The sequence below is a fragment of the Paenibacillus sp. VT-400 genome (assembly GCF_001029205.1).
GTDB lineage: Bacteria > Bacillota > Bacilli > Paenibacillales > Paenibacillaceae > Paenibacillus > Paenibacillus amylolyticus.
Map to the genome: position 1 here is coordinate 54,375 of NZ_LELF01000069.1, position 14,689 is coordinate 69,063.

The window sequence follows — 14,689 nt, forward strand, 5'->3', positions numbered from 1 at the left end:
GATCTATATATTGTTGATTTTGCTCATTCTGCCTACTTGCATTTACAAAATTATGTCGATCTACATATACTCCCCATTAAAGCAGATTACTGTATCATGAAAAATAGCTCTTTTAGAAAGTGTTTTGATATCGAAATTCTTCATCGGATTATACCCACATGATTACAAGAAATAGGGGCGTATATGTGACGGTAATTCGTGAATAATCGCATCCACCTTGTTTTGAGGGTAATACAAATGATGTTTCCCTCGGTGAAGCCCACTGATGGAACGGACAATGTCAGATACTTCTGACAACTCACGTAAATTGTCCTGTCGATCCAGAAGAAGAATCTGCTTATCTGTGGATTCATCCGGACGAAACACATCATACGGATTATCCGAAGGAAAATCAATTTCAAGATCATATTCGGGATCGAGGCCAGCCTGTACAAAAGCTTCCCGAATCTCTTCCATCATTGTCAAGTCGACCTGTTCAAGCTCTACATACTTATATAACTTGCGATCCATAAAACGTTCGCATAACTCACTTAGAACAGTATCGTCCTCCTTGCGCCACTGCGTAAATGCCGTCTGAATTAATGCTTCATCCAACTGCAAATATTCATCCACGGATAATTCTCCTTCAAATAATTGAGGGAGTGGATCAATCATGAAGCGGAATTGAAAACCATGTTGTAGGAGTGTTTTCGCTCGCTTGAATATTTGCCGCAATATAATTTCAGAACTACGAGTTACCGGATGGAAGTAAATCTGCCAATACATCTGATACCGAGACATTAGGTAATCCTCCACAGCATGCATGCCTGACTCCTTGACTACAATCCGCCCATGATAAGGACGCAGCATCCGAAGGATACGATCAAGGTCAATCGTGCCATAATTTACACCTGTAAAATAGGCATCCCTGAGCAAATAATCCATTCGGTCTGCATCAAGCGGACTGGTCACCAAGTTCACCACAATCGGCTTTTCATACGTTTTTTGAATGACAGACGCTACTTTCTCAGGAAAATCAGGAGCATACCGTCTTAAGATCGCCCCTACTTCGGTATCACCTGTAATAATGCGGCAAGTCCAATCTTCGTGATTCATGTCAAAAGCTTCCTCGATGGAGTGAGAGAATGGCCCATGCCCGAGATCATGAAGCAGAGCTGCACACAGAGCTACAATCTTTTCTTCCTTCGGCCAATCCGAATAATGACTTCTTTCAAATTGAGAGATGATCTTGCGTGTGATCTCATAAACACCTAGTGAATGTGAGAACCGACTATGCTCTGCTCCGTGAAAGGTAAGGTAAGAAGTACCCAGCTGACGAATCCGGCGTAAACGCTGAAATTCCGGGGTGTTAATTAACTGCCATATAACCGGATCTTGCACGTGGATATAATTATGTACCGGATCTTTGAATACTTTCTCTTCCGTTAAACGTTGTTCCATGTCGACTCACTCCTTTAATTTCTTTTATATTAACGCTTTGAGCTCTGCGATTCACCTAAGATTCGACACCGTATGACGAATTTTGTCGAATGAAGTAGTTTTGTCGTTTTCCAAATCGACAAAGCTGACATTGAGGTTTAAATGCGAAAAACAGCTTCCAATCCCTTACCACCAGTAACCTTGTGAAAAACAGCCTTAATTTTAAGCTAATTTTAAGGTTGACTGATTTGGGAATCGTTGGTATGATGAGTATCATAAAACATAAAATAATGTCGAATAATGACAAAGATAGTTAGCTGAGAGGAGCACTGATTATAATGATGAAATCAACAGGTATTGTAAGAAAAGTGGACGAACTGGGACGGGTAGTTATTCCAATTGAATTGCGCCGTACGCTCGGTATTGGTGAAAAAGATGCTCTGGAAATCTACGTTGACGGCGAGCGCATCATGTTGAAAAAATACGAGCCTGCTTGTATCTTCTGTGGTAATGCAGAGAACGTTACTTACTTCAAAGGTAAAATTGTTTGTAACGAATGTATTTCCGAAATCCCTGCACCTGTGACAAAATAAGAAAAACCAGGTATACTGGACTTATCTAAATTGTTATTTCTAACCTTTTTTAATATTCCTTAATGACCTTCCCGGTGTGAACCCCACCGCGGAAGGTATTTTTTTTGCCATGTTATGGGTTCCATTACCCAAAATGATTCTGTCACACGCGAACTGGGAGAGAACGATGAAATTTGTACGGAATTTTTTTTAGCCACTCTGCTCTTTTTAATATTCCACTAAGGTTGGATATAAGCTTCTTTTCAGGTTATGTTCCCCACAACAGAAGATATTTGGTTAGATTACTACTCGATTAATGCATTATATACATCACGCTTCGCCAGACCGCGATCGGTAGCCGTTTTTTTCATTGCATCTTTGCGGTTATGTCCTTCACCCTCATAATGGCTGACATGATCCGCGAGTGACATGAGCTGCCACCATGCTTCGCGCTCAGCCTTACGCTCCTCTTCCTTAATGCCTTCTACCAGCAAGCAGTACTCGCCAAGAGGTGGATGTTCTTCAAGCCAGTCTATGCATTCCCTCACAGTACCCCTTGCGAATTCCTCATGACGCTTGGTTAGTTCACGTGCCAGGACAATCGAGCGATCACCCAGAATTTCTTCGAGGTGGACTAATGTTTTCCGAATACGGTGAGGCGATTCATAAAATAACAAAGTCCCGTTGGATTCGTCAAAAGCCTCCAGCACTTTTCGCATGTCCTTTTTCTCCCGCGGCAAAAAACCGCCGAATGTAAAACGCTCCGTCGGTAATCCGGACACGATCAGAGCAGACAACGCAGCATTGGGCCCCGGGATGGGAATGACCGTTATTCCGGCTTCCAGTGCAAGCTGTACAAGGTCAGAACCAGGGTCCGAAATGGCTGGCAAACCGGCATCGCTGACAAGTGCCAAATTTTTTCCTTCTATTATATAGCGTATCAGTTCAGGTCCACTCGCCCCCTTATTATGCTCATGATAACTAAACAGCATCGAAGGTGTAATTTCAAAATGGGTAAGCAGCTTTCGGGTCTGGCGTGTATCTTCTGCTGCAATGATGTCACAACTCTGCAATGTCTTGATGGCACGGAAGGTCATATCCTCCAGATTACCAATGGGTGTTCCAACCAGATAGAGCTTGCCTGATCCTTCAGGCTGCTCCGCATAGCTTTTTTGAATATGCAAAGTCATCTAAAGCCCTCCTTTCGTAGTACGCTCAGCATATTGCTGACCATAGTAAATATCCATAATCTCTTCGCAGTATTTCCCCTCTTCATTGTAGACAATGAGTGGAGGAAGCATCCTAACTTCCGGTTTACCATCTTTCATTCCTTCAATTAACACCATGTTGGCTTCCAGATGAGCACGGGGATGTACCATCCGAATCCGTTTTGGTTCCAGCTTATATTCGCGCATGAGTGAGATAATCTCTGCAAGGCGCTGTGGACGATGAACCATCGATACTTTGCCGCCATTACGTACAAGTCGACTGCACGCCTGAATCACTTCTTCCAGGGTACATCCGATCTCATGACGTGCCATTGCCTGATGTGTGTTCATCTTGAGATCACTGCCATTCAGAGGCATGTATGGAGGATTAACCGTTATTGCATCGTATACAGCATGTCCTGTTTCTTTCACGAGTTCTCGCAAATCACCTTCACGAATCATAATCGATTCATCCAATGTATTTAATTGCACACTGCGACGCGCCATATCAGCCAAACGTGGCTGAATCTCGATCCCTTCCAGACTAGCCTGCGTACGCGTTGTAAGCAAAATGGGAACCACCCCGTTACCGGTACACAAATCAAGTACACGACCCCGTTTAGGTACGGAAGCAAACCGGGCTAATAATACGGCATCCATCGAAAAACTAAACACTTCATCACTTTGAATGATTCTCAGATCATGAGAGAGCAGATCATCAATCCGCTCTGACTCATGTAAAACAACTTCATTTGCTTTCATATGTTACGCTCATCCTCCGGTACTCTATATCTCATGTTCGTTTAGTTTAGGTTTATAACCTTGAAAAAAAACCGTAGGGGATCCCTACGGTCACTTCATTTATTCAAAAAAGACAGGCAGAACAGACAATCGCCCTCCGTCCGCAAATGTCCATAATAGACGTTGCAGATATGGAAGCCTTCGTGATACAACCGAGCCAGATTATCATACCCTTCACCCACAACATCCTCGCCTGTAGCCGGACCTGCTGGTCTTGCTACAGGAGCGAGTGCTGAGGAGATCGGCAGATCTGCCGGAGCCTCACGTTTGAGCAGTTTGCGTAACTGCTCATTCTCGATGGTAAGCCGCTGATTATCCTCAAGCAGCTCCTTCACAATCATTTTTAACTCTCCTAAATCACCGTGCAACTGACCCAGTTGGGTTTCCATTTCATGAATGTGCGTAAACAGATTTTTCTTTTCCAAGTTTCCACCCCGAAGCAACCTTTATGGTTTACTTGATAACGACGTCATCCAGCGGAAGTTCTTTGACTTTACTGATGTCGAACAGTTGAACATGGACTGTGCGGCTACCGGCATTAATTCCGACAACTTTTCCTTCACCCAATGAGGTGACGACCAATTTGCCTACAGCTGGCAGTTCTTCTCTCACACTTTCATAGTTATCATGCTCAAATTTCAGACAGCACATGAGTCTTCCGCACAACCCTGAAATTTTCGTCGGATTCAGTGACAGGCTCTGATCTTTAGCCATCTTGATTGATACCGGCTCAAAGTCTCCCAGCCAGGAAGAACAACACAACACACGGCCGCAAGGTCCGATTCCGCCAAGCATCTTCGCTTCATCACGTACACCAATCTGTCTCAGCTCGATTCGTGTCCGGAATATGCTTGCCAGATCCTTGACCAGCTCCCGGAAATCAACTCTTCCTTCAGCTGTAAAATAAAATATAATTTTATTGCGATCAAACGTAAATTCCACATCGACCAGCTTCATTTTGAGGCCATGGTCTTTGATTTTATTTAAACAAGTACCGAATGCTTCCTTCGCTGCACGCTTGTTCTCATCAACCACACGGGCATCTGTATCGCCCGCAACGCGGATGACTTTCTTCAGCGGCAACACCACATCGGACTCGCCCACTTCCTTCTTACCTACGACAACCTTACCGTACTCAACCCCCCGCGCTGTCTCCACGATAACGCAGTTTTCTTTCTCAATGGGAAGGTCCAGGGGATCGAAGTAATAAATTTTGCCCGCTTTTTTGAAACGGACACCCACTACACTGTACAAAAAATTAACCCCCTTGTAAGCCAACCCCACTTCGTCTGAAGCCCCGTCTTCTTAGGGAACCGGCCGAAGTTATAACCGTTTGCATATGATTGGAGCTAACTTTGCCCTCTCCCAGTCTTATGCCAAACCGATCAAAAATTGCTCCAGACAAAGCTGGCCATTGACGTTGAAACGCAATTTTTTTCTGCATGCTGCGGCCATATCCATATAGGAGACCCACTGCTCTGTGCTGCGGGTATGTGCCAACTGAGATAACATGTCTAACTGATCTATAAAAACGATATGTTCATGCCTATCGTACTGAACATACAGCATGTCCCTAAACCATAGATGGAACAAACTGAGTAACATGTCCAGGTGTTCAGAGAATCCGGTTTTAAAAAGCTTCTGCTGTGCAGAGATCAATGATGTACTTCCTCTACCCAGGGACTCCTTCCCTAATTGTAACATTACGTTTCTAATTTCTGCAAACCAATTCTGCTGGAGAATTTCTCTACATGCTTCCAATCCTGACGCTAAATGGACGGCAGAGCGAGCCAGATTGGCAGGGTGCCCTTCCTCGATCAGAGATTGCAGCATCTCTTCCGGATTCAGTGCGCTGAAGGGCACCAATTGGGAGCGTGAGCGGATTGTTGGCAACATGGCCTGTCCATTATCTGTAATCAGGATGCCGACTGCTGGTACCTGCGGTTCCTCCAGAAATTTGAGCAAACTGTTTGCTGCCTGCACCGTCATTTTCTCGGCTTGTTCTATAATATATACTTTGGGATGTCCAGCCTCGGATCGGTATGAAAAAATACGCTGCAGATCCCGGATTTGATCTATTTTAATGTTGTTTCCATCTGGTGCAAGCATGGTTAGATCCGGATGGTTACCGTGATCCACCTTACGACATTCAAGACACTGCCCACAAGCGTCATCTTCAAGCTCTGTACAGAATATTGCCTTGGCAAAGGTAATTGCCGTCTTCCGTTGCCCGCTACCGGCTGGACCGCTAAACAAATACGCATGGCTTATTGCCTTACGTCTCAAACTGTTTTGTAACATTTGCTTGGCCGCTTGTTGACCCATAATTTGTTGAAAGGACATACTTCCTCCTCAGAAGCTTAAATTAATAAGCATCCCCCGAATTTCGCCTACTTGTTGTAATAGAGAGATTTTTCCTTCTTCTGTATCCAGCAATTCATCAGCCATGGATAACAGAGCGGAGTCAATTTCATCAATCAGCTTATACCGCTTGCCTCTGCCACGACGATCCCAACCCCTTGTCTCTTTCATGGATACACCGCGACGAACGGTCTCTTCCAGGAACCTTTTAACAAGTTGCTTATACGCCTTCAGTTCACGAATCGTCATGGAGCGTGCCAAGCGATCTCCCTGAAGCTGGATTTCACTAAACCGGCGATTCAGTTCAGCTTGTGAGGCCCGTTCTCCCTGGTGATTCATCATATCAGAGAAATTTTTGGATTGAACCGGTTTGGAACCTGAATCAGTAGAACTGATCCCGCTCTGAATCGGTCTGAATCCAGGATTGATTTTCATGGATACGCCCGCTTTCTATCTTAGTTAGCCAATCGCCCATCAGCACAGTGCGCGTTGCGCCTGTGCGTGAGAATGAGGCTTTTATATATGCTGATCACACTCTATATATAATGGTAGATATACATCACCATCAAGGACTTGTTCTTTGTAGTCAACCTCTTTCCGAAATGAACCATTCCCCAGCTGGGAAATGCTCATCCGGAAAGAGTATGCTGATTCTTCTCATCAAGAAAGGCGTTCCGTAAGTGGCACGCACGAACTCTGTTAACTCTTCTTGCATCCATCGTTTCCAACATGCTATCAATCATGAAGGACCCTCATGAGATCCATGCAATAGGTTTAATTAGAAATGTTCGAAGCGATCTACCGGGAGAACAAATACAGTAGCTCCGCCTACTTGAACTTCAACAGGTAGCGGCAGGTAAGAGTCGGTTGTTCCACTCATCGGTGTGACCGGAGTCACGAGCTGTTCACGAACCTTACAGCTGCTGCGAATGACGTTCATTACAGATTCGACTTGACCATCATCGACACCGATCATAAACGTCGTGTTGCCTGCCTTCAAAAATCCGCCCGTACTGGCAAGCTTCGTTGCCCGAAAGTTTGCTTTGACCAATGCGCTGGATAATCGGTTGCTGTCTTTATCCTGTATAATCGCAACAATCAGTTTCATCCTGCATAACCTCCTTTAGAATAAGCACCTTTATCAAATGCCCTGTCTATATATTAGACAATTACTCGTCAAAATCCTTCAAAATCCCTGTCTCCAGCGACAAAATCATTGCTGCCAAGACATCCTCCTGCTTCATGGAAGCATCGATAACTCTGATTCGTTCCGGGAACTGCTCTTTTAATAGGAAGTAACCCTCTCGCACTTTACGGTGAAACTCCAGATTTTCCAGATCCAGACGGTTTACTTCGCGGCCATCATGAGCATCGATCCGGGCAAGCCCCACTTCAGGCTCAATGTCCAGATATAAGGTCACATCCGGCATGAGATCACCAATCGCAAAACGGTTAATGGCCCATACATTCTCTATCCCGAGTCCACGGGCGTAGCCTTGATAGACCAGACTGCTATCGACAAATCGGTCACAGATGACTGCTTTTCCAGCTCTCAGCGCAGGCTCTACTTTCTCCGCCAGATGCTGGCTGCGTGCAGCTGCATACAATAGCGCTTCGGTTCGAGCATCCATTGCCGTATGGAGAGGGTCCAGAATAATTGAACGTATTTTCTCCGCAATCTCAATTCCACCAGGCTCTCGCGTAACTACGTAAGGTATACCCCGTTCTTCAAAATAAGAACCTATTCTACCGATCATCGTTGTTTTACCGGAACCCTCTCCCCCTTCCAGCGTAATGAATTTACCTCTGCCCTGCATATGCTTCCCTGCTTTCTATGTCGATAATTGCATCTATTGCTGCTGTAATTGAATATGCTTAGACCCTCTTGCTACAAGATATGATATCTCCCGCCCAGAGGTGTATAGCTACAGCTATATCGGTACGTATTAATAACACCAAGATCATACAAGCTTGTTTCTTTCTATCATACTATAGGTCAGCGGTTACTCCAACATGAACAACAAAGTAAAGCGTTCAACCGTAGATAATCCATACCCATAATGGAAGCATAATTGATCCGGCAATGGCACTGACAATCATGGAAACTGAACTGAGGGCTACCGCATTCTCTCCATATTCAAAAGACCTTGCCATGCCGAGGGCATGAGATGCTAAACCCAGTCCAATCCCATAGGCATGTTTACTGCGGACTTTGGCCCATTTCAAGAGCATCGGCCCCAATAATATCCCTGAGAATCCTGCAATCATCACAAACAGCGATGTAAATGAGGCATTCCCTCCAACCTGATTAGCGAGTTGAATAGCCACAGGAGTTGTCACTGATTTTGGCAATAAAGCGATGACCATCTCTTGAGGATAACCAAGCAGAATGGCGATTAAAGCACCTGTGGAGACACCTGTAATACTGCCTCCGATTGTTCCACCCACAATTGGAATGATATTTTGCTTCAGCACATGCAGATGTCTGGACAAGGGAAAAGCGAGAGATACAACTGCTGGACCCAAGAGCTCCTGTATCCATTTGCCACCCAGCATGTACGTATCCAGCTTTATACCGGAGATCACCAAAATCAGGATCAGTATGGCAGTCGTTGTGAGTACAGGCATAAGTATCGGCCATTTCAGCCTTTTATATAGACGATTGGCTGGAATATATACAGCGATGGTTAGCGCGATCATTCCAATTCCGAGGATGAATGCTGACAAGTGATCGCCTCCTTTTTGCCTGAATGAGACGATCTCCATGTCATAAGCCACTCACTTAATTTGGCAGATATCAGACATGTGATTAATGTGCTAACGATCAAACCCAGAACCAATAACAAGGTGTTCGCTCTAAAAAAATCAAAATGATTAATAATGCCCACAGTTGGCGGGATGAACAACAATTGCAGATGAGATTGAAGCCACGTCGACCCTTCTTCTCCCCAGCTCATTTTGATCCATCCCAGTTGAATGGCGACAAACAATACCAGCATGCCCACAATACTTCCTGTTAACGGCAGATGTAGTACAGCTTGAATCAAGTTTCCAATCCAATAAAAACCGTACATCAACAAAACTTGCAGGACTATTCCTGTATATTTTTTTAGCGGAATACCCAAAGTGTTCCCTTCTTTCTTATGTCTATCTGTATAAGTTGAACTAGAGCGTGTCTTCAAACTGAACGTGTCTGGAGCAGGGCACGGAGCGGGAGCGCTAACGACCCTGTGACGTCTTATTCAGCGATTTGAAGCGCCCGCAGCAATCTAAGGAATCTGTAACACGCTATATTGGAATAACCATCCGTTTACAGCGTGTTTGTTAGGTGAATTTGGTTAATAACGTGTCTCAGGTTCCTTACAAAATAAAAGGAGGACTCGAAGGCTAAATAAGACGTCATCGGTTCCTTGGAAAGTCGTCTGGACAATTCGTCAGGATCAGCAATCCCTGACTTCAAGCTGTTGGACCCTTATATCCTTCAACGTATTGCATGCCTGAGTTTGAAGACACACCCTAGCAACTAGATTAATGACCAAGAGACCCTCACATGTGTAGGGTCCGGTATCGCTATCCTTATTGGTCATATTGCCTACCTATTGGTGAATGCAATTCAGATCTTCATGTGTTCCCTTCATTCCTTCATAACCTTCAATGACTGTAGAGATGCATCGGATACCCCATGAAACTTTGCACCCTCATCCCGCAGGAGTTGTATACGTGCCACCATCGATAGACTAATACGTTCACCCAGATATACAAGCGGAATCCCTGGAGGATACGGAACTACCATCTCAGCTGATCGACAACCCGCGCTTTCTTCTATCGGGACATTGATCGTATCCGTCTCCACAATCGGTTGCAGTGTAAAGGAAATCGGTTCCGAGTAGCGAGTTTTTTCTTGTAAATTGTTCCACGTGGAAATATAATGCGCCGAATCTTTCGCAAGCCGATGAGATGACTCTGCATTGGATTGGATCTGCTCATGCCCAACGGCAGAGCTGATATGGTGTAAAGCCTGCAACAGGTGCTGAGCATCTTGCACCGTTGAGCCCAGGCTGAAGAGCAAGACGACGTACCGTTCGTCGCTCATCTCAGGCACACAGCCGCACGCTTCCAGCTGCTGCTGTAGCCCATAACCGCTCAGCACCCCTGTGCCGTCATAGATGACGGCCTTGAATGGGTCCTGAGCGGTATACCCCGCGGCAGATGGCATCGCCGCCGCGGTCAAGCCCTCCCGTGTCTGCTGCGCAGCGGACACGGACATGCCAGCCGGCTTCGCTGTTCCGGCTGGCGGTTCTGGCTGCAGCGGCTGTGCAGGCTGCAGCAACTGGAAGCGCGGCAGCTCCGCGAGGCCGCGCTTAAAGGCATTCACGGCGGCGAGCCCCGCCGTGAATGTGTTCGCGCCCTGCACATGCAGCAGCCGGCGCGCCAGATCAAGCGAAGCCATCACCGGGTATGATGGGCTTGAGCTTTGCACCATGGCCAGGCGCTGCCTTAACAGGGACCGGTTTAACCGTGGTCCCTGAATGTGCAGCATGGCACCCATGGTGAAGGCCGTCAGCATCTTATGTGTCGACTGCACGACACCGTCTGCTCCGCATGACAGTGCAGAGACAGGCAGCTCCGGATGCTGCCCATAATGCGCGCCATGCGCTTCATCCACGAGCAATGGCATGCCAGCGGCGTGGCATACCTCGGCTATGGGCGTAAGATCAGCGCCCATGCCGTAATAATTGGGCAAAGTGACTAATACACCCTTTGCCTCAGGATAGGACTGGACAGCAGCCTGCACCGTCTCCACAGACGGCATGACCGCAAGTCCAGACGCAGGATCGACCCACGGCTCCAGAAATACAGCTCTTGCTCCTGCCAGCATTAACCCGTGAATAACGGATTTGTGCACATTCCGTTGCACCAGCACAATACTGTTTGGCTCATCACACACAGTTAGCAATAGAGACAAATTACCTGCTGTACTTCCTCCCACAAGGAAGAAACTCTCCTCCGCTCCAAAACAATCTGCCGCAAGCTTCTGTGCTTCCTGGATTACACCTTCCGGATGGTGCAAATCATCGGTGCCCGTAATCTCCGTAACATCCATCTCCATCATCTCCAGAAATGAACGCACCGGTACCAGTTCTAATTCCGAGTGAGCCCCTTCAACGCTGAGTCGTTCCACGCTCTCCAGATCAGCCCCATGTTCATCCACCGAACTGAAACGCTCTACCTTTTGGTTAAAACTCTTTCCTCCATCATTCTGGATCTCTCTGTTATGCGGGTATTCCTCATTGACGATATCCTTAACTGGAGGTTGCCCTGCTTCTGCTTGTTCTACCAAATGTTGATAAGCTTGTCCATTCTTATGCCCAGGCACATGAAAAGAACGCTGCTTCGAATCACGATACTCAAGCAACGCTTCATATAAAGGGGCTCTACTTGATTTATTTTTATGATCCATGAAATAACCATCCTGTACATATATAATGTGCGCCCTATGCGCTCCAAAATTCTTCCTAATCCAAGGAAAGCATTTCTTCCCCATCTCCACACGCTCTACTGCAAATGATCTATACCATTATATCAGCATACGCCTTCCCAAGATGGCATACAAGACAATCTCTCCTCTTAAAAACAGAAAAAGGCCCATTGGGCCTCTATACACATCAGCATCGTTACAATGTGATGTTTCGCTTCTACTTCTATTAGCAACATTTATTATGCGTTTTTTTGTACCCAAATTTGCTTCATTTGATGAATAAAATAATTGTACTTGGCATCCTGCGCGTCAGTATGAACCATTTCTGCTTCACAAGTGTCACATATGAATTCAGATACAATAAAAATGCCTTCTCTTTTTCTTTGCTCGCAGATAATACATGTGTGTTCGGCATGTTCTTCCATGAACCATCCCACCTTGTTTTACGTTTACTATCAGTATTGCACAGTTTCTATTATTTTAAACATTTTCATAGTGCTTTCTTTCTATAAAATATATATATTCGCCCACCCCCTCTTGGGTGTCTGTACCGAAAAATACATTCATTCTCCCTACAAGAACATTCACCTGCTTATGTATATACAGTTATCCTACATTCCATCGCATTTACCTCTACATCACGTATCCCTTGGCCTGACTCAAACTTATATTTAATTTCCTTAAAAAAACTTGGAATCCCAGCCGATATATAATACATGATAACGATATCAAAGCCTGACAGTCCTTGTATTCGGGAGTATACTGAGATAAGCTCCGTCGAATCTCAATATCTTGTACAATCGTTATGGCGTGAGATACAAGGTTCATATATACATACATGTATGATTCATTCCCTTTTACTCGTGTAAGAAAAACGAATACCTAACCACACAAACGTGAATCCGAAGGAGGATATATAATCGTATGATCGCCGAACCGGAGAATAAAGCAACATTTTATCAATACCGGCTTCTGAAAAAAAAGGCTATCGCCCGCAGTGTCATTTACAGCTATCTGTGTCTGCCGGTCATCATGCTCTTATTCAATCTACTCGCATTCTCCTGGACTGGCCTCTTCTTTTTTGTACTGGCAGGTCCAATCACCATCTGGATTCATTATGTCATCGCCAGAACCATATTGCTTCTGGTCCGTACCTCTTACGCCAAACGCTGGCGCTGGAATATGCGTATGCCCTGGTTAGGTTATATCCCTGATCAGCATTTTAGCTTCCGTATGTTTGTCCGGGTACACCTTAACATGAGCTGGATTGGACTATGTATCATTACAGTATGTTTGATATGGTCGCCATTGTCCTTCACCCTCTCGCTGATCTTCTGGCATTTGTGGTTGCTGGGTCCTCGCTTGTATGTTGTAATGGTACTCTCCCGTGAGCGCAAAGACGGACTCATCAAATTGAATGAACAAGATGTCTCATATTATCTGCAATAACACTCCCTCATTTATGCAATACTCAATGTACCTTACTTACTTGTAATACATAACCGCTGAGCCCTTCGAATAATCTGATGCAAAAACATAATCGTGTATCGTTCCTCATATGCGCAAATAAAGGTTATCCACTGTGGATAACCTTTATTTATTGTTCCCTTCTCATCCATTATCCACAGCATGGGCATAGTTAAATGAGTTATCCCCACTCGTGGCTCCGTTCTTCTCCTCTTTTCCTCCCGCTGCTCCATATCCTCATAACCCCAGATATCTCGTAGATCTTACACCTTTAAGCGATCTCTCACTCAGTCTCAGCTCTATCCCCCTTATGGTCGCTTCCATCAGCCTTTCATTACCTCAATACCTTTATGCAACTTATATCTCTCCCCCTCTACTTTTAGCGCTCTACACTCCCCTATGCTTCAAGCACAAATACCACCTATACGTGAACATAAGAAGCTGCTCCATTCCTTCTGAACCTGTATGACCTCTGATCCACCATACGTGATAGCTTCTCCGATCATTACTAAAACCTAATTCGCCAAATAACAAAAAGCCCCCGATCAAGTACACGGGAGCTTACTATATATAAGGAACATCACAGCGTTAATTAATCATACCAAACCATACCTGAACCAGCTCAATCATCTTCAGCCAATGATTTAACTGTTGTTTGAGTAGCATCATTTCTAGGAACCATTAGTGTAAAGGAACCATCATGTACTGCTAAATGCACAGTATGTCCTTCCTTTGCAAATACACGCAAGGTACTGGATTCATTGGATGTACCCTTGGCTTGCCTCTCTGTCCAACCCCAGCTTTTAATCTCGTCTAGATATACCTCAGGCAAGCTAGTACTCTCACTAATACCAGATAGCGTATATCGAACATAATCCATATCCGAATTATTTTCAGACTGGTCAGATTTATTCGCTACTTTCGGCACCGGAAAACTCTTCTCGTTCACCGCACCTTCATATGAAGTCCATACAGATCCTGAAGCTTCACCGCATCCTGCTAGAACAACGGTCAGACAAAGCAACAGAAATGATTGTAGTCCAAGTCTCCGCCAACTTAACACACACACCCTCCTTTTCACAGCTGCACATTCCAGCTCTGTGGTCAGGTACTTTTAGCATATTTAACATAGTCCTATTATACTGGTTTTGCCGCTGTTATCCGTAACAAAAATGTTACCTTCCAGTATCGATCATGTCAGAGCTTCCACTTATCATATTTAATCCTTATAAACAAATAAAAACCACCACCGAATAACATCGGCAGTGGTTCTTTGCTTGGCGGCGTCCTACTCTCCCAGGACCCTGCGGTCCAAGTACCATCGGCGCTAGAGGGCTTAACGGTCGTGTTCGGGATGGGTACGTGTGGAACCCCTCCGCCAT

General features: G+C 45.3%; 16 protein-coding genes and 1 rRNA gene. 2 read left to right on the plus strand and 15 right to left on the minus strand.

The features are described from left to right. Positions 1-162: 162 nt before the first annotated feature. A complete protein-coding gene (locus tag EL84_RS30280; RefSeq protein ID WP_036606129.1) occupies positions 163-1,440 on the minus strand; it encodes an HD domain-containing protein in 1,278 nt (425 codons plus the stop codon). A 317-nt stretch (positions 1,441-1,757) separates the two neighbouring features. Between EL84_RS30280 and EL84_RS30285 the strand changes: the two genes are divergently transcribed. Then, positions 1,758-2,012, plus strand: coding sequence for an AbrB/MazE/SpoVT family DNA-binding domain-containing protein (locus EL84_RS30285; protein ID WP_024633700.1), 255 nt, complete (start codon positions 1,758-1,760; stop codon positions 2,010-2,012). Positions 2,013-2,296: 284 nt separating this feature from the next. Here EL84_RS30285 and rsmI read toward each other — a convergent pair whose 3' ends face one another. From rsmI to EL84_RS30345, 12 genes are all read right to left on the minus strand, one after another. Further along, a complete protein-coding gene (gene rsmI / locus EL84_RS30290) occupies positions 2,297-3,181 on the minus strand; it encodes a 16S rRNA (cytidine(1402)-2'-O)-methyltransferase (protein WP_036606130.1) in 885 nt (294 codons plus the stop codon). Next, positions 3,182-3,961, minus strand: coding sequence for a tRNA1(Val) (adenine(37)-N6)-methyltransferase (locus EL84_RS30295; protein WP_047844519.1), 780 nt, complete (start codon positions 3,959-3,961; stop codon positions 3,182-3,184). A gap of 95 nt (positions 3,962-4,056) precedes the next feature. Then, complete coding sequence (gene yabA / locus EL84_RS30300; RefSeq protein WP_017691386.1) at positions 4,057-4,425, minus strand: DNA replication initiation control protein YabA; 369 nt, start codon at positions 4,423-4,425, stop codon at positions 4,057-4,059. Positions 4,426-4,453: 28 nt separating this feature from the next. Continuing rightward, on the minus strand, positions 4,454-5,254 hold the full coding sequence (locus EL84_RS30305; protein WP_017691387.1) for a stage 0 sporulation family protein: 801 nt from the start codon (positions 5,252-5,254) through the stop codon (positions 4,454-4,456). Positions 5,255-5,371: 117 nt separating this feature from the next. After that, a complete protein-coding gene (gene holB, locus EL84_RS30310; protein ID WP_047844520.1) occupies positions 5,372-6,343 on the minus strand; it encodes a DNA polymerase III subunit delta' in 972 nt (323 codons plus the stop codon). A gap of 9 nt (positions 6,344-6,352) precedes the next feature. Next, entirely contained in the window at positions 6,353-6,796 is a 444-nt protein-coding gene (locus tag EL84_RS30315) for a YaaR family protein (RefSeq protein ID WP_017691389.1), read from the minus strand. 343 nt (positions 6,797-7,139) lie between these two features. Continuing rightward, positions 7,140-7,469 carry a cyclic-di-AMP receptor gene (locus EL84_RS30320; RefSeq protein ID WP_017691391.1) on the minus strand — a complete coding sequence of 110 codons (330 nt, stop codon included), beginning with the start codon at positions 7,467-7,469 and terminating at the stop codon, positions 7,140-7,142. Between the two features lie 61 nt (positions 7,470-7,530). Further along, complete coding sequence (tmk, locus tag EL84_RS30325) at positions 7,531-8,178, minus strand: dTMP kinase (protein ID WP_017691392.1); 648 nt, start codon at positions 8,176-8,178, stop codon at positions 7,531-7,533. 217 nt (positions 8,179-8,395) lie between these two features. Continuing rightward, on the minus strand, positions 8,396-9,088 hold the full coding sequence (locus tag EL84_RS30330; RefSeq protein WP_053061685.1) for an LrgB family protein: 693 nt from the start codon (positions 9,086-9,088) through the stop codon (positions 8,396-8,398). Continuing rightward, positions 9,058-9,486, minus strand: a complete 429-nt coding sequence (locus tag EL84_RS30335; protein ID WP_053061686.1) for a CidA/LrgA family protein — start codon at positions 9,484-9,486, stop codon at positions 9,058-9,060. The genes EL84_RS30330 and EL84_RS30335 overlap by 31 nt, the downstream gene beginning before the upstream one ends. Positions 9,487-9,995: 509 nt before the next feature. Further along, on the minus strand, positions 9,996-11,822 hold the full coding sequence (locus tag EL84_RS30340; protein WP_047844522.1) for an aminotransferase class I/II-fold pyridoxal phosphate-dependent enzyme: 1,827 nt from the start codon (positions 11,820-11,822) through the stop codon (positions 9,996-9,998). Positions 11,823-12,079: 257 nt separating this feature from the next. Beyond that, the gene (locus tag EL84_RS30345; protein WP_017691396.1) at positions 12,080-12,265 is read right to left on the minus strand and encodes a sigma factor G inhibitor Gin; all 186 of its coding nucleotides are present in this window, start codon (positions 12,263-12,265) and stop codon (positions 12,080-12,082) included. A gap of 499 nt (positions 12,266-12,764) precedes the next feature. Between EL84_RS30345 and EL84_RS30350 the strand changes: the two genes are divergently transcribed. After that, positions 12,765-13,289: a hypothetical protein gene (locus EL84_RS30350; protein WP_036606136.1), complete on the plus strand. Its 525-nt coding sequence runs from the start codon at positions 12,765-12,767 to the stop codon at positions 13,287-13,289. Between the two features lie 640 nt (positions 13,290-13,929). Here the strand turns inward: EL84_RS30350 and EL84_RS30360 are convergent. Then, positions 13,930-14,370: a hypothetical protein gene (locus EL84_RS30360; protein WP_017691399.1), complete on the minus strand. Its 441-nt coding sequence runs from the start codon at positions 14,368-14,370 to the stop codon at positions 13,930-13,932. A 212-nt stretch (positions 14,371-14,582) separates the two neighbouring features. Further along, positions 14,583-14,689: ribosomal RNA gene (gene rrf, locus EL84_RS30365) — 5S ribosomal RNA — on the minus strand; the annotation flags it as partial.

What these genes read in the sequence shown, in the direction of transcription:
- EL84_RS30315 (WP_017691389.1), bottom strand. Translation starts at nt 6,796, where the DNA reads ATGAAAATCAATCCTGGATTCAGACCGATTCAGAGCGGGATCAGTTCT.
- EL84_RS30345 (WP_017691396.1), bottom strand. Translation starts at nt 12,265, where the DNA reads ATGGAAGAACATGCCGAACACACATGTATTATCTGCGAGCAAAGAAAA.
- EL84_RS30295 (WP_047844519.1), bottom strand. Translation starts at nt 3,961, where the DNA reads ATGAAAGCAAATGAAGTTGTTTTACATGAGTCAGAGCGGATTGATGAT.
- EL84_RS30285 (WP_024633700.1), top strand. Translation starts at nt 1,758, where the DNA reads ATGATGAAATCAACAGGTATTGTAAGAAAAGTGGACGAACTGGGACGG.
- rsmI (WP_036606130.1), bottom strand. Translation starts at nt 3,181, where the DNA reads ATGACTTTGCATATTCAAAAAAGCTATGCGGAGCAGCCTGAAGGATCA.
- EL84_RS30350 (WP_036606136.1), top strand. Translation starts at nt 12,765, where the DNA reads ATGATCGCCGAACCGGAGAATAAAGCAACATTTTATCAATACCGGCTT.
- EL84_RS30340 (WP_047844522.1), bottom strand. Translation starts at nt 11,822, where the DNA reads ATGGATCATAAAAATAAATCAAGTAGAGCCCCTTTATATGAAGCGTTG.
- tmk (WP_017691392.1), bottom strand. Translation starts at nt 8,178, where the DNA reads ATGCAGGGCAGAGGTAAATTCATTACGCTGGAAGGGGGAGAGGGTTCC.
- EL84_RS30280 (WP_036606129.1), bottom strand. Translation starts at nt 1,440, where the DNA reads ATGGAACAACGTTTAACGGAAGAGAAAGTATTCAAAGATCCGGTACAT.
- EL84_RS30320 (WP_017691391.1), bottom strand. Translation starts at nt 7,469, where the DNA reads ATGAAACTGATTGTTGCGATTATACAGGATAAAGACAGCAACCGATTA.
- holB (WP_047844520.1), bottom strand. Translation starts at nt 6,343, where the DNA reads ATGTCCTTTCAACAAATTATGGGTCAACAAGCGGCCAAGCAAATGTTA.